This is a genomic window from Mucilaginibacter sp. R-33 (assembly GCF_049949235.1).
Classification (GTDB): domain Bacteria; phylum Bacteroidota; class Bacteroidia; order Sphingobacteriales; family Sphingobacteriaceae; genus Mucilaginibacter.
In genome coordinates this window covers 3,900,838-3,917,892 of record NZ_CP188089.1, presented here as the reverse complement: position 1 = coordinate 3,917,892, position 17,055 = coordinate 3,900,838, and the positions used below count along the sequence as shown (strand labels likewise).

The window sequence follows — 17,055 nt, the reverse complement described above, 5'->3', positions numbered from 1 at the left end:
TAAAGTTCGCGATTGCTTCGTTCCTCGCAATGACGTGATTTAGAAAATTCTATACTTCTTCCGCCTTCACCACCTCGTCATCCTGTTTCACTAAAGTATAACAAGTATAATCAGGCTTAATGACTTCGCCGTTGGCATTGGTGACTGTCATGTAATGGCTACCCCAGGTTTCGAGGGTGTAAAATATAGATGATAGCTCCTGGCCGATAGGGGTAAGGGAATATTCAACCCTTGGTGGTACTTCGGGAAAAATATGTCGTGATACGATACCGTCCTCTTCCAATTCGCGGATCTGTTGCGAAAGCATCTTTTCGGTCATGCCGGGAATAGCCCGGTTTACCTCGCTGTAACGCTTCTGGCCGGATAACAATTGGTTTATTATACTCAGTTTCCATTTACCACTAATTACGCTGAGGGCTGCTGCCATAGTGCAGGAGTGATCGGAATGTCTGTTTTTTGTCATAATGAAAAAGGCGATATATCGATTGCATCAAACGGGCCCATAACCTACCAAAAAGTATGTTGCACACAAAATGGTGCATTCTTGTGGGGAGGTATAACTCAATGTACCTTTGATGTATCAAAACAAAGATAATGAAAAAGTTACAAGGAAAAACAGCAGTAATAACAGGCGGCAACAGTGGTATAGGCCTGGCCACAGCACAGGAGTTCATTGCACAAGGTGCAAAAGTGATCATCACTGGCAGGAACCAAAAATCAATTAACGAAGCGCTTGAAACACTCGGTGCCGATGCTAAGGGTGTAATTGCCGACAGCGGCGATATCAACCAGGTTAAACAACTGGGCGAAAAAGTAAAGGCCATTGCCGAAAAAATTGACATCGTATTTGTTAATGCAGGTATTGGCCAGTTTAATTCAACTGAGCAAATGAGCGAGCAGATGTTTGATGATATCATGAACATCAACTTTAAAGGCGCATACTTCAGTATTCAGCAGTTGTTGCCCTTAATTAACGATGGCGGTTCTATCATTTTAAATACATCAATCAACGCGCATATTGGTATGGCCGGTGCAACCGTTTATGCAGCAAGTAAAGCAGCATTGCTTTCATTAGCTAAAAACATTTCGGCCGAGTTGTTGCCACGTCGTATCAGGGTTAACTCTGTAAGCCCTGGTCCGGTTGTAACACCTTTACACACTGCCGATAAATTAGGCTTAACCCAGGAACAATTGGAAGGCATGGGTTCCGAACTGATAAAACAGATCCCAATGGGCCGTTTTGGTTTGGCCGAAGAAATTGCCAAAACAGTTACTTTCTTCGCTTCTGACGATTCAACATTTATAACAGGTGCCGAACTGATTGCTGACGGCGGTATGGCTACTTTAAAAGGTGCATAAACCCCTCTAAATCTCCCCTGAAGGGGAGACTTTTAAAAACCTATCTTTCGTGAAAATTTGATCAAGATATAATTCATGGAGGGATGATAAATTTATTAACTGATGACCGGCGGTTGTAGCTTCCGGTCATTTTTTGTTTTGATGCAATAGGCGATATAGCTAATAATGCCTATAATCAGTGCACTTATTCCATGAATGAAGACACCGATGAAAAGAACAGCCAAATCAAGCATTCCGCATCTGAACCCTGAAGGCGATGGTGGAGGAAGCGGAACAAATTTGAGTGATATAATCGTCAATACAACACCCAACATAAATGATAATATCATACCAGCAATTATGGGTAAACCTACGCGGCCTTTTACTCTTAATGTTGATAGTGTGATTTGCACAACAGGAGCTATAGTCCACAATAATAAAATAGCTAAATCCATGTAAATTGTTTTTTGAAATTCATTATTGATGGGCTTTATAATATCTGATAGAACCAATAATTCCGATCACTGGGATTATAAAACATACATTTAATAATCCCAATGATATAAATACTGTACACCCAGTTGCGCATTTAATATTAGGGGGCACGCCGAGCAGCGAAATTACAAACGCGAGGGTTGCTAAGGCTGCGGCAAGTAAAAAAGAAAAAAAGAAAATGGCTATTATGGGTAACTTGATCTGATCGTTTATTCGGCGCGATGATAATTTCCATTGCAGTATAGGTGCAATTAAAATTAAGATCAACGGGATAATTAAGATCAACATAATCTATACCTATAATGTTAATTAATACCGCCAATGTTAAAAAGTAACCCATTCTCACAGTTGTATATCTGCTTTATAAACAGGTTATTTGTGTTAATACGGGATGTCGCAAAATGGTATTTGAAGGTGTGATGCGACAAATGGTCATGCCTGCGTTAACTGCGTGGATTATAATAATATAATTGTCACATTGTCAGTAGTACACTTGTGGCAAGCAATTTGAATAGCATATATTTGTAAGTACAAAATTTAAAAAATAGAAATCATGGCTTTAGAAATAACTGATGCAAACTTTGACGAGCTTGTCCTGAAATCAGACAAACCGGTATTAATTGACTTTTGGGCAGAATGGTGTGGTCCGTGTAGGATGGTAGGTCCGGTAGTTGAAGATATTGCAAAAGAATATGAAGGCAAAGCTGTTGTTGGTAAAGTAGATGTTGACAACAACCCAGGCATATCTGTAAAATACGGTATCCGTAACATCCCTGCCTTATTGTTCTTCAAAAATGGCGAAATTGTTGATAAACAAATCGGTGCTGTGCCAAAATCAGTATTAACTGATAAACTGGTAAAACAGTTAGCATAACTCAAAGAGCTTATTTAATGCTACACACTGTAGCATTAACACAACATATTTTTTGAAAAAGCGTTGCAATTTTGCAGCGCTTTTTTTATGCCTATATTAGTCTATGCCCAAATTAAACGATGATCAGCAAATAAGGCAACTGGCCAATCTCGAATTGCTGGCCCGGCAGGTGGTTGAAGGTTTTATCACCGGCCTGCACCAAAGTCCTTTTCATGGCTTTTCTGTGGAGTTTGCCGAACACCGGCTGTATAACAACGGCGAATCGGTAAAAAATATCGACTGGAAGCTGCTGGCCCGTACCGATAAATTGTTTGTAAAGCAATTTGAAGAGGAAACTAATCTTCGCTGTTTTTTGCTGCTGGATACTTCATCATCCATGAACTTTCCTGAAACTGGTACTAATAAGCTGCAGTTTTCGGTTTATGCCATAGCATCGCTGATGTACCTGTTCAAAAAACAACGCGACGCTTTTGGGCTTTGTTTATTTTCGGATAAGATAGACTGGATCAGCGCGGCAAAATCAACCACTACGCACCTGTTTTATTTATATGCCGAGCTGGAAAAAATGTATGCCAGTCCTAAAGTAAACACGCAAACCAATATCACCAATGTGCTGCATCATATTGCGCAGGAAATTCATCAGCGTTCGCTGGTGATCATTTTTAGCGATATGCTGGAGAATAACCTGGATGCCGAAAAGCAGCAGGCTTTATTTGCGGCAATTCAGCATTTAAAGTTTAATAAACATGAGGTGGTGATCTTTAATGTTACCGATAAGCAAAAAGAACTTGAGTTTAATTTTGATAACCGTCCCCATCATTTTGTTGATATTGAAAGCGGTGACGAGCTGAAGGTGAACCCGGCCCGCATCCGCGACGCCTACAGGGCATCGTTAAAAGAGTACCGCCATCAGTTGGAGTTAAAATGTGCACAGTATCATATTGATTTGGTTGACGCCAATATTCATGAAGGCTATCATCATATCCTGAACACGTACCTGGTTAAGCGGAATAAGATGATATAAAGAGTATTTTGTAAAAAAGGCGTCATTGCGAGGTACGAAGCAATCCCCAATACGCCGGGCCGCTCTGTATAGTTTGGGATTGCTTCGTGCCTCGCAATGACGGTAGTTTTTTGATTGGGTTTTCTTGAAAACAAAAAAAGGCCATTCCCATCTGGAAAACAGCCTCTATAGTTAAATAGGGGATCTACTTATAAAATAAACCTTGTAAAGGTATTGATACAATGTGAAGATTAAGTGAAGTCGTTACTCACGGTTAAATATGAGGAATATGCTCGTTCCCCTGTCTTTTACCGAATCTATTTTTACCCTGATGCCATGAAAAGCGGTAATACTTTTCACAATAGCTAAGCCAAGGCCGTAGCTTTCCTTTTCTTCGGTCTCAAATTTTTCAAAGCGGTTAAAAGCGTTTTCTATTTGTTGTTGGTCCATCCCCGCACCTGTGTCTGTAATTTCCAGTACATACACATCTTCCTTCAATTCATCGGCAACGGTGATACTACCTTTGGGCTTATTGTATTTAATAGCATTGTTTATCAAATTGAACAATAGGGTATGCATTAGGGGGCGGTTACCCATAATGGAGTAGATGTATTTAATGTTATTGTTGAAGGTGAGATGTTTTTCTTCCAAACGGTCTTCCAGTTCTTCCTGGATCTCCATAATTATACCTGCTATCATCACCACTTCGGCTTTGTCATATTGATTATTTTCAACTTTTGAAATGAGCAGCAGGCTGTTAATAATAGATTTAAGCCGGTTTAATGTTTTCAGCGAAGCGTGCATCTTGTTTTCGCTGGCTTCGCTGAGTTCTTCCTGCAATAAAATATTCTCCAGCCGCGAGCTGATAATTGATATGGGCGTAAGTAACTCATGCGATACATTGGCAATGAACTGTTTTTCAAGAGCAAACAGGTTACTGATTTTTTTCATGAGCGTGCTGATACTGTCATCAAGCAGTTCAAAATCCTGTGTGGTGGTCTGGATCTTTTCATAATCAAAGTTCATAGGATCATTTACTTTGATCAGCTTGCGGTCGATGATCTTATAAAAGGGGGCGAGCAAAAATTTGGTAAACACCAGGTCGCTTACCAGCGTGAGGGCGAGTGCTATTATCAATGTCAAAAGGGTAAACCTTTTAATGATGGATTTTAATTCCTCAATGGAGGTAACTGACACGCCAATTTCAAGCAAATAGGTATGGTTGTTAAAATTAAACTGGTGAGTCAGGATGCGATAAGTTTGCGTAACCAGGTCACTGGTACGTGTTTCGGTTGTGAACTTTACAGCTTTGGTTTCGGTGGGCTCAAATTTAACAGGGGTTATAATAATGAACTCCTCTTTTAAAATATTATAATCGGTATAAGGCTTTTGATTAGCAAGCTTGCTGCTAATCTCTTTTGAACTGAGGTTTTTAAGCGTTTCCCTTTCATTTTCCTCAAGCCTGAGCTCTACATGATTATACGAGATCTTCTCGATAGAAAGCAGGATAAGCAGGCCAGTGAAAAGTATAATGGCTAATTTGGTTAACGTATTATAAAGGGCCAGTTTTACCTGTAATTTCATGAGTCTGTCAATTTCAGATGTTGATACGGTAGCCGATGCTCCTTACGGTTTCAAACCAATCTATAGGGATATATACCGATAGCTTTTTACGCAGATTTTTAACGTGCACATCCACAAAGTTGGAGTCGGAATTTATTTCCAATACATCGCCCCAAACATGTTCGGTGAGATTGGTGCGTGATATTACCCTGTTTTTGTTTAGCACCAGGTAGTTGAAGATCTCGAACTCTTTTTTGGTGAGGGTTATACGCTCATCATTGTAGGTAACGGTACGGTTTTGTATGTTGATCTTTAACCCTTTTACATTAATGTCATTACTCTCCAGGCGGTGTTTGCGGCGGGTGATGGCGTGCATGCGGGCTAATAGCTCGTTTAATGAAAACGGCTTTGCCAGGTAATCGTCGGCACCCTGTTCAAGGCCCGATACCCGGTCGTCAACAGCACCGCGGGCGGTGAGGATAATTACAGCATCTTCGCGTTCGTTCATGCTTTTCAGCATTTTAAGCAGGTCAAAGCCGTCACCGTCGGGCAAGCCCAGGTCAAGTAAGATAAAGTCATAATTGTTTACGAAGATTTTTTCAGATGCTGATTTTTTGGTGCGGGCATGTTCAACCGTAAAACCTTCGTGGCTTAAAAATTCATCTACCTCAAGCGCAAGGCCTTTTTCGTCTTCAACAATTAGTACGTTCATAATTGTGTATTTACAGGAACTATCAATAAGGGTTACAGGATCAAGATCATTCACGGCAGGCAAAGTACCGTACCGAAGATTAATAAAGTATGAAGATAGGCTTTTATAGCGGCCTGTAAAGTGTCATTTTTTAAATCTTGCGTTTAAATTAAAAAAGCGCAAATCAATTTGCGCCGATTGGTGTTACAAACTAAAAGCTACCACTTCATCGTATGAGACTTTCTATCGAACGCAAACCCATCCGGGTAAATCCAGATCCGAAACGTGTAATAGCAAGATTTTTTTTTAATGGGAACGATCGCGCCAAAGAGGTTATTGAGCGTGTAATGTTAATTAGCGAAGATGATGCTTTTGGCATTGTATCGCCCTTGCTGCAGGAATATTCCAAAAGACACCGTAATATTACCCGGGTGCTCAACAGGCATTGCAGCAAGCTTAAGCCCTTGTTTTTAGAGCTCAATATTGATTTTGATACGCTTACCGTTTACCGCAAACTGCTCATTGGGTCTTATTTTACGCATGAATATTCAATAGAATCGGCCGCCTTCTTTAATCCCTCGATAGTTGAAGATCCCGACCAAACTGAGCTTGAAGACGGCCAGCGCAGGGTGATCATCAGCTTCCGGGCGGTAGGCGAGGGGCATATCTCTTCCATAACTTTTCGCCGGGCCTTGATAGATAAGGATAACAACATCAGCATACAACCTGCGGGCAGTTATATTGATGAGGCCGAAATTGTGAGGAATGCCGTTTATAATAAAAAGCTTTTTTTTGAAAAAGCTGCCATCACCCAAATTAATATTGATGTTATAAGCGAGCTGGAATCAAAACTCGATCATCATTTTGAGTACGCCAACCTGCGCCGGATCATCATGGATTCGCAAAAACTGCAGGAAGACGACATGAAGCGGCTGGAGTATGATAAAGTGCTTTGGCTTGCAGATTCCTATTATGAAATTGTTTTTTCACTGGATACCGATATTTCCGACAGGGTGATCTTCCCGATATCCGAATATGAACGTAAGGGTATTGAGGATGCCCGTTTTGTACAGTTTACCAACGATGACGGCAGCAAACTATATTACGCTACCTATACAGCTTATGATGGCTCGCTGATTATGCCCAAACTGCTGCAAACAACTGATTTTTATAATTTTAAGATCATGCCTTTGTACGGTGCGGGCGCACAGAATAAAAACCTGGCCTTGTTTCCGCGCAAGGTGAACGGCAAGTATGTGATGATATCGCGGATAGACGGCTGCAATAACTATATCATGTATTCGGATAAGATCAATATCTGGGAAAAGCCGGTAATGCTGCAACAGCCTAAATTTAGCTGGGAGTTTGTGCAGATAGGTAATTGCGGCTCGCCCATTGAAACACCCGATGGATGGATCATGATAACCCATGGCGTTGGTCCCATGCGCCGTTATGTGCTGGGTGCAAGCCTGCTTAAACTGGATGACCCAACGGTTGAAATTGGCCGCCTGCGCGAGCCTTTGCTGATCCCCAACAGTGATGAGCGGGAAGGTTATGTACCTAACGTGCTTTATTCATGCGGGGTCATTGTACACAACAATAAACTCATTATTCCATACGGTGTTTCAGACTCATCAACTGCCTTTGCAGAAGTATGCCTGGATGAGCTTTTGAAAAAGCTTAAAGCCTTTATTTAAGCGCGCAAAGCCGAAGGCTGAAAGCGAAAAGCTTTGTGTTTGAAAAGCTTTCAGCCTTGAGCTTGCTGCTTTTAGCTCATATTTATATTGTTGATTATAAGTCATTTAACTTTCATGTAAATCTCATAATGTATTATTAGTTAAAACTTATTCTTCTTTTTCAAGTTAAATAAATATGAAAAAGATAATTTTAAGCTTAAGCATAATACTGTTTTCGCTTACAGGTTTTAGCCAGGCACTTAAACCTGTAAAGATAGATAGCCTTGTCACGGTTTCATTACCCGAAGGCTTTACTAAAAAGGATACATTAGGCCAGCAGATCTACCAGGGTAGTGCATCATTAGGTAATATTCTTGTTTTACGCGTGCCAAACGCTAATACAAAACCTTTAAACAAGGAGAGCGACTTGAAAGATGTATTTAAAACCTACATCAAAGGTATTCAAAAACAATCTGTTAATGGCAGTGTGATGTATCCGCGTGATACCACTATCGGTAAACTGGAAGGAAAGGTATTTACCCTCAGGATTGATAACAGCGGCTCAACCGGTGAATCTCCGGAGTTAAGAAATTTTATCCTGTTATATACCCAGGACGTAACCTATACTTTTGAATATAACTATCCGGAGCAAAGACTTGATCTGGCAAAGGCCGAACTGAAACAATTTTCGGGTTCTATCAAAATAGCGCCTACTTTAGATCGCCGCGATCAGTATTTGTCTGACGCAAAAGGCATGTCTGCACCTGCAAAGATTGGCATTTATGGAGGTGGAGCGGTTATAATACTGATCATTGTATTAACCGTGATCAAACGTAAAAACAGTCAGCTGGAAGCTGGAGTTTAATTAGCGACAGGGGTTTTTTTGAATACGTGATCGAGCAGGCCCCTGTTCCATTTGGCCGAATTGATGAACTGCTTACCATCAAGCCATGTTAACCAAAATATAGTAACAAACACGCCAATAGCCGAGCCGGCAAGCACGTCTTCATAAAAGTGCTCGGTTAAATAAATTCTTGAATAGCCAACCATTATGGCAACAAACAAGGCTGGGATTCCCCAGCCTTTGTTTTTACAGAGGTATGTTATGACCAGCGCGGCAGAAAAAGCACTCACCGTATGTCCGGAAGGAAAACTGTATTTCTCCAATATATAAACACCTTCTACGGTATGCACCCTGCTCCACTGGCTTGCAAAGTATAGCTTTGGCCGGGGAGCGATATAAATGTATTTAAGGATTTGTGCCGCGATGGATGTTATGGCATAGCTGGAGGCCATTAACAGCCAGCTGCGGTAGCTGAATAAAAGCATAGCAAGTGATACTATTACGGCTGTGGTGCCGTCGCCGATATCTGTAACATAAGGCTCAATGGTATCAAGCCAGGGTTGGTGCCAACCATTAACCGTAAAAAAAATAGCTTCACGGGTAAATAGCAGTTTGATAGTCAGGCAGGTGGCTAAAACGATAAGGTAAAGGATAAAAAAAGGGCGGATCCTGTGCAACACGTCTTTTATACCTATCTTCATGCTGCAAAGTAAGCATATACTTATTCAATGCAAAAAAATGATTAATTTTGAGATTGGTTAGCACTTATTAATTAAACTACATGTCGAAAAGTATCTTTCGTAAAAAGTCGGTAGCAAAAATTTTAAATGATGTTGAATGTGGTTTTAGTGATAGTGAGCATCCCGGTACAACGTCATCCCAACTCAAAAAAGAACTTAACGTAAAAGACCTCACCCTCATGGGGATAGCCGCCGTTGTGGGGGCAGGTATATTTTCGACAATTGGCGAAGCCTCTTTCCACGGCGGCCCTGCGGTTTCCATCCTGTTTATTTTAACCGCTGTTACCTGCGGCTTTTCGGCTCTTTGTTATGCCGAGTTTGCCTCGCGCATCCCGGTTGCGGGCAGTGCGTATACCTACGCTTATGCCTCTTTTGGTGAATTGATAGCATGGATCATTGGCTGGGACCTGTTAATGGAATATGCCATTGGCAACATCGCAGTAGCCATTTCCTGGAGCGAATACTTTGTAAACCTGCTGGAAGGCTTTCATATCCATATGCCCAAGTTTCTGACTATGGACTATGTTTCGGCCCTGCGCGGGCATGAGCAGGTTCAGGCAGCAGGTGCAAACCTGGCTGATCTCGGTGATAAAGTAAAAGCAGAAGCACTGGCCTGGAGTGAGGCTCCGGGTATTGGTAATTTTAAACTCATAGCCAATTTACCGGCCCTTTTAATTGTTATCATCATCACCTACCTGGTTTATGTGGGCATCCGCGAAACAAAAAAGGCCACCAATGCTATGGTGGTTTTAAAGATAGTGATTGTTATAGCGGTTATAGTGGTAGGCTTTTTTTATGTAACACCTGCCAACTGGCACCCATTTATGCCTAACGGTTTCAGTGGCGTTATGAAAGGCGTATCAGGTGTGTTTTTTGCTTACATCGGCTTTGATGCGATATCAACCACTGCCGAGGAATGTGAAAGGCCCCAGCGTGATCTGCCTCGCGGCATGATCTATTCGCTGGTCATTTGTACAGTATTGTATATCCTGATAGCCCTGGTGCTTACGGGAATGGTGAGCTATAAAGACCTGCAGGTTGGCGACCCACTGGCATTTGTTTTTGCAAAGGTGGGCTTAAATAAGATTAGCTATGTGATCTCCATTAGTGCAGTTGTTGCTACAGCGAGTGTATTGCTGATATTCCAGCTAGGCCAGCCCAGGATCTGGATGAGCATGAGCCGCGATGGCTTATTGCCCAAAGCATTTTCACGTATCCATCCAAAATATCAAACACCTGCCTTTGCCACGGTAGTAACCGGTTTTGTGGTGGCTATACCGGCCCTGTTCATGAACCTTACCGAAGTAACCGATTTGACCAGTATAGGTACCCTGTTTGCATTTGTACTGGTTTGCGGCGGTGTGCTGCTGCTGCCGCGTGAAGAGGCCGTTAAAGGCAAATTCCATTTACCATATGTGAATGGTAAATTTATTATACCAATTATAACACTGGTGATTTTGGGTTCGGTTGCATGGTTTAAGCCGGCTGCCCAGGTTGAAATGATGCAGTTTAAGAAGCTAAAAGACCGTAGCGATATCATTGATAACATGGATAACAATGACAAGCTGGGCCTGCTTAAAACTACCAATCAGCTTTATAACGCTAATGTAACTGCCCAGCCCGACTCGGCTAAAAAATATTTTAAGGATATAGAGGAGGATAAATTCAATACCGCGCTAAGGCAAACGAACGATATCAGCGATGCTAAGAAATATTATTTAGGTTTTGACGGCTTCCTGTATAATTTCCCTAACTATCTTTTCTTTATCCTGATCATTATTATAGCGGTTTACAGCTTTATTAAAAACTTCTCGCTCATCCCTGTTTTGGGGCTGATGAGCTGTTTTTACCTGATGACGGAACTTGGCTATACTAACTGGCTCAGGTTTTTGATATGGCTGGTGATAGGTCTGGTAATTTATGCCACTTACAGCTATAAAAACAGCGTGCTGGGCAAAGAAATCAAAACCGCGTAAAACTTATGTGGACCTGCCCTTTATGCGAACGTGAATTTACCGCCACCAACCAGGCGCATTCATGTCGCGACAGGGAACTATCGGAAGCGCTAAGTGGCAAAACGCCCCACACCATAGCGCTGTTTGATCATTTGATTGATGAGTACCTGCAAATTACCGAAATTAAAGTTTATCCTACCAAAAGCATGATAGCATTGGGAGCAAGGATAAACTTTGCTTATGTTACCCAATTAGGTAAAAACTTTATTGATGTGGTATTTCCCTTTAAACAGGTTTATGACGATAACCTGTGCTTCAGTAAAATAAAACAAGTGCCCGGCACCGATCAGTATAATCACTACTTCAGGATGTATTTTAAGGAAGATATTAATGATGAAGTGCGGAAATATATGCGGATGGCTTGGGAAAAAAGTAAATAACTATATAACTACCGCAGGTTTTCAGCCTGTGGGTGGCATAATGTAAGCTTTCAGCTTACACCCTTGAGCTGAAAGCTCAAACCATGGTATACCACGGGCTGAAAGCCCGCGGCAGATTGAGCGACAGAATGTAAAAAGAAAAGCCTCCCGTTTCCGGAAGGCTTTCAATATTAAAAAGGATTGCAATTAATTAACCCTGTGGATTTCAATTGCCTCAGGTATAGCAAGTACCAGCGGTACTTTCTCTACCGTTACAAAACTCAGGTCGAGGCCGAAACCGCGCTCTTCGGATAAGCTCACTTTTTTAAGCTGCTTGTAGTAATCCATTATAAATCTTTCGATGAATGACAGGTTGTGTGAGCGTGAGAAGATCTTTTCGATCACCACAAAACGGAAATCGCCGACAATTTTGTGCCTGTTCAGTGATTTATAAGTGCTGGTAATATCAACCTCGCCTTTTTTAACAAGGTCTTCCACTACTTTCCTGAATAGCAGGTTTATTTGCTGTTCAACGCGGAAACCGAGCTTAAAGTCAATCCGGATGAGTTTGTTTGGCACTAAATGGTCAACTTCGTATTCGCGTTTGTAAGGCTCGTCCACTACGTCAACGTGTACCAGCCAGTAGACATCGGCACGTTTAGGCTGCTTTTGAAGTATGGAATAAACAATTTTTGATTCAATTTCTGAATTGAAGTTGGCGCTGGTTAAGTACACCAATTGAGAGGCGTATTTAGGTACGGTTTCATCAGAGCTTAATTCTTTAATGATATCAAAATAGTCTTCAATTTCAACAAACTTAACATAGCGGTTCCTGATTTTGCGGGCGGTATGCCAGGTCCACATTACGGTAAACAGCACAAACCCTATCGACAGTGTAAACCAACCGCCATCTAAAAACTTATGCAGGTTACCGGTAAGGAAGGTTCCTTCAATAAGTAGGTAAACTGCCAAAAACGTATTGATGATATAGTTAGGTACTTTTTTGCGTTTCAGGAATTTGGATACCAGTATAGTGGTCATGAGCATGGCTACGGTGATACTTAAACCGTAAGCAGCCTCCATTTTATCCGAGTGTTTGAATATTAGCACCACACCTAAACAACCGGCCCAAAGCAGCCAGTTAACGCTGGGTACATATAGCTGTCCTTTTTGCTCTGATGGATAGTTGATCCTAACTTTTGGCCAAAGATTAAGTCTTACAGCCTCGGCAATGAGCGTAAACGAACCTGATATCAGCGCCTGGCTGGCAATGATAGCCGCCACAGTAGCTATACCGATACCATAGATCAGGAACCATGTTGGCATGATTTGATAGAAAGGGTTTTGAGCGTTAAGGTCCATAACGTGACCGTTACGTTGTAGCAACCAAACTGCCTGACCTAAATAGTTTAGGATAAGACAAATTTTTACATACACCCAGCTTACGCGGATATTGGCTTTACCGCAGTGGCCAAGATCGGAATATAAAGCTTCGGCGCCAGTGGTACACAGAAACACGGCCCCCAATATAATGAAGGCACCATCGCTTGAACTCGACGTAAGCAATTTAATGGCATAGTATGGGTTTAACGAGCGGATAACCCATGGATCATGCACAATATAGGTAACACCTAAAAAACCCATCATCGTAAACCAGACGAACATGATAGGCCCGAATGCCTTACCTACCAGTGATGTGCCGAATTGCTGTATGATAAATAAAACGGTAATAATGGCCATTACCACATATACAGTAGGCAAGTTAGGGTAATAGGTTTGCAAACCTTCAATAGCCGATGATATGGTAATTGGCGGGGTAATAATGCCATCGGCCAAAAGGGCGCAGCCCCCTACAACCGCCGGTATAATAAGCCATTTTGCTTTACGCCGTACTAATGAAAACAGCGAGAAAATACCGCCCTCACCCTTGTTATCGGCCCTTAGGGTTATCACCACATACTTTAAAGTGGTTTGTAGGGTCAATGTCCAAAAAATGAGCGAAACACCTCCAAGAATTAATGTTTCTGAAATTTGACGCTGGCCAACTATAGCCTTGAATACGTATAATGGGGAGGTACCAATATCACCGTAAATTATTCCTAAACTGATTAGAAAGCCCGCGGCCGACAGTTTATGCAGATCTTTATGATTTGACACTTTTATGATTTAGAGATGGCAAAAATATTAATTTTTTTGGTTAAACCATTACAATGATTAAACGTATAAGGAAATTATGTGTCTATTATACAATAAGGCTGTGCATTTTGTTAAAATTTGTTAAAAAGTTTTACAAAAACATTAATATTTAATGGGATGAGGGCATTATTTATACTTTTGTAGAATCATACTAAATAATGAGGCGAAATTTTACATATTCTTATGTTCATACCTACACATGGGTCGTGATAATTGCGATGGCAATTTTCGTGAACTTCGCCTTTGTTGCCGATGGGCAATCGCTAAAGACTGATACCGTGTACCTTAGGGGTAAAACCAAAGCCGCCAAAACGTCTTATTTAAAGAATGGTTTGCACCTTTCGCTTCCCCCTTTGAAGCCCGCTGTTACTTCAAGTGTAAAACTGAATGTATCCCGACCGGATGATAAACTACTGACTGATGTGCAATTATACCCTAACCCGGTAACTGACCAGATCAACCTTAAATATTCCATATCGCGCAACACCAACGTAACCATTAAAATAATGGATGTGCTGGGCAACGATATTTCTACCCTGTTTTCGCAAAGGGTTGAATCCGGCGATCATAATTTGAATTATCCCATCAGCAATAAACTGGTCCGCGGCTTTTATTTTGTGCGCGTTGTAGCCGGTACTGAATCTGTTATCAAGAGGATTTCGGTTATTAATTAACAAATAGCTAAAGATTATATCATTGCGGGCGCAGCGCGGCAATCTCGTAGCCAATGCATGTCCGATCTGTATAGCTACGAGATTGCTTCGTCGCCCCAAGCGCACTTTACCTATGCCGCTCCTCGCAATGACATGATTTTTAATGTAGAAGTAATAGCGCAAAAAACGTCAAATTGTTAATACACCTCCAAAACCTTCCCCCAAACCCATCAATTTTTTTAGCTTTGGCGATTATAGCGTTCATTTATGAAAATCATTGCCATTGGCCGCAACTACGCCGAACACGCCAAAGAACTCAATAACCCGGTACCTACCACGCCGGTTATCTTCATGAAGCCCGATACGGCCTTATTAAAAGAGAACAAGCCTTTTTACCATCCCGATTTTTCGGAAGATGTTCACCATGAAATTGAATTGGTTTTGAAGATCAGCAAAGAGGGCAAGCACATCAGCGAAAAATTTGCCGCTAATTACTACGAAGAAATTGGCTTAGGTATTGACTTTACCGCCCGTGATGTTCAGGCACGCCATAAAGAAAAAGGCCTTCCCTGGGAACTGGCTAAAGCCTTTGATGGCTCGGCGCCCATCAGCACTTTTGTGCCTAAAACAAAGTTTGAATCTGTTTATGATATCAACTTTAAGCTGGATATTAACGGCGAAACCCGCCAGCAGGGCAACACCCGCGATCTGCTTTTCTCGTTTGAGAGCATCATCGCCTTTGTTTCAAAATACATCACCCTAAAAAAGGGCGACCTAATATTTACCGGCACCCCTCCGGGTGTATCAAAAGTAAAAATCGGCGACAGGCTTGAGGGATACCTTGAAAATGAGAAAATGCTCGATTTTTACGTTAAATAAGCATGATTAAAAAACTATTGGTTACAGGTGCGATGTGTTTAGCGCTTTATTCAAACACGTTTGCACAGAGTGATATTATACAAAGCAGGCAATACCCGCAAAATTATTTCAGGTATCCGCTTGATCTTACGCCGCCCACTACAGCCGGTTCATTTGGTGAATTGAGGCCCGCGCATTTCCACTCCGGGTTGGATTTTAAAACCAACCAGCGTACCGGCTACCCTGTACATGCTGCTGCCGAAGGTTACATATCAAGGGTACGCGTACAGTTTGGTGGGTTTGGGAGGGCTATTTATATTACCCATCCCAATGGGTATACTACAGTTTATGGTCACCTGCAAAGTTTTAGTCCGGCGGTTATTGAGCTGGTAAAGAAATATCAATACGAACACCAAACCTACGAAGCCGATTTTAAACTTACATCAACACAGGTGCCGGTAAAAAAGGATGAGGTGGTAGCCATTTCAGGGAACGCCGGTGCATCGGCCGGGCCGCATGTGCACTTTGAGATCAGGGATACTAAAACAGAGGAAACTATCAATGCGCAGCTGTTTGGTTTAACTATTCCGGATAAAGTGTCGCCTACAATTACCGCTATTGGTATCTATCACCTCAATGGGAAACCTTTCAGCGAAAAAACACCCAGGGAGTTTTTAGGCGTTACGGGCTCAGCAGGTAATTATCATCTCCTTAAACCACAAACGCTGGAACTAAGCGGTAACATCGGATTCGGGATTAATACCACCGATATGAACAGCACGTCGCTTAATCATAACGGTGTTTATTCAATAGAGCTAAAACTGGATGGCAAAACCGTATATACCTTTGCTGTTGAACGTTTCGCGTTCGATCAAACCCATGCTATCAATGCCTATATAGATTACCCTGCATTTGTATCATCCCGCAGGTGGATGCAAAAATGTTTCATTTTGCCCGGCAGCCGGATTTCATTGTATCCGCAATCGGTAAATAACGGCATCATTACATTTGATGATAACGCGACGCATGATGTGGAGTATGTTGTAAAGGATGTGGCTGGCAATATAGCAACGCTTAACCTGAAGGTTAAATCATCTCCGTTTACAAACCCACAGCCTGTAAAACCTACCGGTACTATGTTTTACTATGACAAGCGGAGCGAGTTTAGCAACGACAAAGTGAAAGTGGTCATTATGCCTGGTAACCTTTATGATGACCTTGATTTCCAATATTCAGCATCAGCCAAACCCGTGGGGGCTTATTCGGCCATGCACCATATCCATAACCGGCTTACACCCATTCATGATGGCTATGAGATCTGGATTAAGCCCGATGTTGACCTGGGTAATTACACTGATAAGGCGGTTATTGTAAGTTCTTGGGGCGGCTGCCAGGGCGGTTACTTTAAAGATGGCTATGTGATATCGCAGGTGAGTGCCTTCGGCGACTATTATGTCAAGGTAGATACGGTGGCCCCGGTAATTCATCCTTTAAACATCAAAAATGGCAGCAACATGAAGGCTGCCCGCAGTATTAATTTCAGAATGAGCGATAATTTATCAGGAATTAAGAGTTATACAGGCACAATTGATGGTAAATGGGTGCTAATGGAGCATGATTATAAAACTAAAATATTAAGTTACACCTTTAATAACGATATTGCGTCCGGTAAACACGTGTTTAAGTTGACTTTAGTTGATAACAAGAATAATTTTTCGGAATTTTCCGCCGATTTTTCCAGATAAGTACC

At 41.8% G+C, this 17,055-nt stretch carries 16 protein-coding genes; 10 read left to right on the top strand and 6 right to left on the bottom strand.

Annotated elements, in window-relative coordinates; genetic code table 11:
* Nucleotides 1-49: 49 nt before the first annotated feature.
* Complete coding sequence (locus ACP26M_RS16200) at nucleotides 50-427, bottom strand: winged helix-turn-helix transcriptional regulator (RefSeq protein ID WP_426581434.1); 378 nt, start codon at nucleotides 425-427, stop codon at nucleotides 50-52.
* Nucleotides 428-594: 167 nt separating this feature from the next.
* Between ACP26M_RS16200 and ACP26M_RS16195 the strand changes: the two genes are divergently transcribed.
* Entirely contained in the window at nucleotides 595-1,359 is a 765-nt protein-coding gene (locus tag ACP26M_RS16195) for an SDR family oxidoreductase (RefSeq protein WP_426581432.1), read from the top strand.
* A 95-nt stretch (nucleotides 1,360-1,454) separates the two neighbouring features.
* Here ACP26M_RS16195 and ACP26M_RS16190 read toward each other — a convergent pair whose 3' ends face one another.
* A complete protein-coding gene (locus ACP26M_RS16190) occupies nucleotides 1,455-1,793 on the bottom strand; it encodes a hypothetical protein (RefSeq protein ID WP_426581430.1) in 339 nt (112 codons plus the stop codon).
* Between the two features lie 593 nt (nucleotides 1,794-2,386).
* Between ACP26M_RS16190 and trxA the strand changes: the two genes are divergently transcribed.
* Nucleotides 2,387-2,707, top strand: a complete 321-nt coding sequence (gene trxA, locus ACP26M_RS16185) for a thioredoxin (RefSeq protein WP_090531998.1) — start codon at nucleotides 2,387-2,389, stop codon at nucleotides 2,705-2,707.
* Between the two features lie 103 nt (nucleotides 2,708-2,810).
* The gene (locus tag ACP26M_RS16180; protein WP_426581427.1) at nucleotides 2,811-3,731 is read left to right on the top strand and encodes a DUF58 domain-containing protein; all 921 of its coding nucleotides are present in this window, start codon (nucleotides 2,811-2,813) and stop codon (nucleotides 3,729-3,731) included.
* Nucleotides 3,732-3,974: 243 nt separating this feature from the next.
* Here ACP26M_RS16180 and ACP26M_RS16175 read toward each other — a convergent pair whose 3' ends face one another.
* Together ACP26M_RS16175 and ACP26M_RS16170 are read right to left on the bottom strand one after the other, a co-directional pair.
* Entirely contained in the window at nucleotides 3,975-5,294 is a 1,320-nt protein-coding gene (locus tag ACP26M_RS16175; RefSeq protein ID WP_426581425.1) for a sensor histidine kinase, read from the bottom strand.
* 13 nt (nucleotides 5,295-5,307) lie between these two features.
* A complete protein-coding gene (locus tag ACP26M_RS16170) occupies nucleotides 5,308-5,985 on the bottom strand; it encodes a response regulator transcription factor (RefSeq protein ID WP_426581423.1) in 678 nt (225 codons plus the stop codon).
* A 212-nt stretch (nucleotides 5,986-6,197) separates the two neighbouring features.
* On the opposite strand from ACP26M_RS16170, the gene ACP26M_RS16165 reads away from it, so the two are divergent.
* Complete coding sequence (locus ACP26M_RS16165) at nucleotides 6,198-7,661, top strand: glycoside hydrolase family 130 protein (protein WP_129570995.1); 1,464 nt, start codon at nucleotides 6,198-6,200, stop codon at nucleotides 7,659-7,661.
* A gap of 175 nt (nucleotides 7,662-7,836) precedes the next feature.
* Complete coding sequence (locus ACP26M_RS16160; RefSeq protein ID WP_090531988.1) at nucleotides 7,837-8,505, top strand: hypothetical protein; 669 nt, start codon at nucleotides 7,837-7,839, stop codon at nucleotides 8,503-8,505.
* On the opposite strand, the gene ACP26M_RS16155 is transcribed toward ACP26M_RS16160, so the two are convergent.
* A complete protein-coding gene (locus tag ACP26M_RS16155; RefSeq protein WP_426581420.1) occupies nucleotides 8,502-9,185 on the bottom strand; it encodes a phosphatase PAP2 family protein in 684 nt (227 codons plus the stop codon). The two genes, ACP26M_RS16160 and ACP26M_RS16155, sit on opposite strands and share 4 nt — an antisense overlap.
* An 80-nt stretch (nucleotides 9,186-9,265) precedes the next feature.
* Here ACP26M_RS16155 and ACP26M_RS16150 point away from each other — a divergent pair, with 80 nt between their 5' ends.
* The gene (locus ACP26M_RS16150) at nucleotides 9,266-11,200 is read left to right on the top strand and encodes an amino acid permease (protein ID WP_426581418.1); all 1,935 of its coding nucleotides are present in this window, start codon (nucleotides 9,266-9,268) and stop codon (nucleotides 11,198-11,200) included.
* A 5-nt stretch (nucleotides 11,201-11,205) separates the two neighbouring features.
* The gene (locus ACP26M_RS16145; RefSeq protein ID WP_373614949.1) at nucleotides 11,206-11,619 is read left to right on the top strand and encodes a DUF5655 domain-containing protein; all 414 of its coding nucleotides are present in this window, start codon (nucleotides 11,206-11,208) and stop codon (nucleotides 11,617-11,619) included.
* A gap of 186 nt (nucleotides 11,620-11,805) precedes the next feature.
* On the opposite strand, the gene ACP26M_RS16140 is transcribed toward ACP26M_RS16145, so the two are convergent.
* Nucleotides 11,806-13,755: a KUP/HAK/KT family potassium transporter gene (locus tag ACP26M_RS16140; RefSeq protein ID WP_426581416.1), complete on the bottom strand. Its 1,950-nt coding sequence runs from the start codon at nucleotides 13,753-13,755 to the stop codon at nucleotides 11,806-11,808.
* A 257-nt stretch (nucleotides 13,756-14,012) separates the two neighbouring features.
* Here ACP26M_RS16140 and ACP26M_RS16135 point away from each other — a divergent pair, with 257 nt between their 5' ends.
* The 3 genes from ACP26M_RS16135 (at nucleotide 14,013) to ACP26M_RS16125 (ending at nucleotide 17,050) form a co-directional block, all read left to right on the top strand.
* Nucleotides 14,013-14,468, top strand: a complete 456-nt coding sequence (locus tag ACP26M_RS16135) for a T9SS type A sorting domain-containing protein (protein WP_426581414.1) — start codon at nucleotides 14,013-14,015, stop codon at nucleotides 14,466-14,468.
* Nucleotides 14,469-14,714: 246 nt separating this feature from the next.
* On the top strand, nucleotides 14,715-15,326 hold the full coding sequence (locus ACP26M_RS16130; RefSeq protein ID WP_176622539.1) for a fumarylacetoacetate hydrolase family protein: 612 nt from the start codon (nucleotides 14,715-14,717) through the stop codon (nucleotides 15,324-15,326).
* Nucleotides 15,327-15,328: 2 nt separating this feature from the next.
* Nucleotides 15,329-17,050 (top strand): M23 family metallopeptidase, encoded by a 1,722-nt coding sequence (locus tag ACP26M_RS16125; RefSeq protein WP_426581412.1) that lies wholly within the window; start codon nucleotides 15,329-15,331, stop codon nucleotides 17,048-17,050.
* Nucleotides 17,051-17,055 lie beyond the last annotated feature (5 nt).

Excerpts from the sequence above, each read along its gene's own strand:
- ACP26M_RS16200 (WP_426581434.1), bottom strand. The coding sequence starts at position 427 with ATGGCAGCAGCCCTCAGCGTAATTAGTGGTAAATGGAAACTGAGTATA.
- ACP26M_RS16195 (WP_426581432.1), top strand. The coding sequence starts at position 595 with ATGAAAAAGTTACAAGGAAAAACAGCAGTAATAACAGGCGGCAACAGT.
- ACP26M_RS16190 (WP_426581430.1), bottom strand. The coding sequence starts at position 1,793 with ATGGATTTAGCTATTTTATTATTGTGGACTATAGCTCCTGTTGTGCAA.
- trxA (WP_090531998.1), top strand. The coding sequence starts at position 2,387 with ATGGCTTTAGAAATAACTGATGCAAACTTTGACGAGCTTGTCCTGAAA.
- ACP26M_RS16180 (WP_426581427.1), top strand. The coding sequence starts at position 2,811 with ATGCCCAAATTAAACGATGATCAGCAAATAAGGCAACTGGCCAATCTC.
- ACP26M_RS16175 (WP_426581425.1), bottom strand. The coding sequence starts at position 5,294 with ATGAAATTACAGGTAAAACTGGCCCTTTATAATACGTTAACCAAATTA.
- ACP26M_RS16170 (WP_426581423.1), bottom strand. The coding sequence starts at position 5,985 with ATGAACGTACTAATTGTTGAAGACGAAAAAGGCCTTGCGCTTGAGGTA.
- ACP26M_RS16165 (WP_129570995.1), top strand. The coding sequence starts at position 6,198 with ATGAGACTTTCTATCGAACGCAAACCCATCCGGGTAAATCCAGATCCG.
- ACP26M_RS16160 (WP_090531988.1), top strand. The coding sequence starts at position 7,837 with ATGAAAAAGATAATTTTAAGCTTAAGCATAATACTGTTTTCGCTTACA.
- ACP26M_RS16155 (WP_426581420.1), bottom strand. The coding sequence starts at position 9,185 with ATGAAGATAGGTATAAAAGACGTGTTGCACAGGATCCGCCCTTTTTTT.
- ACP26M_RS16150 (WP_426581418.1), top strand. The coding sequence starts at position 9,266 with ATGTCGAAAAGTATCTTTCGTAAAAAGTCGGTAGCAAAAATTTTAAAT.
- ACP26M_RS16145 (WP_373614949.1), top strand. The coding sequence starts at position 11,206 with ATGTGGACCTGCCCTTTATGCGAACGTGAATTTACCGCCACCAACCAG.
- ACP26M_RS16135 (WP_426581414.1), top strand. The coding sequence starts at position 14,013 with ATGGCAATTTTCGTGAACTTCGCCTTTGTTGCCGATGGGCAATCGCTA.
- ACP26M_RS16130 (WP_176622539.1), top strand. The coding sequence starts at position 14,715 with ATGAAAATCATTGCCATTGGCCGCAACTACGCCGAACACGCCAAAGAA.
- ACP26M_RS16125 (WP_426581412.1), top strand. The coding sequence starts at position 15,329 with ATGATTAAAAAACTATTGGTTACAGGTGCGATGTGTTTAGCGCTTTAT.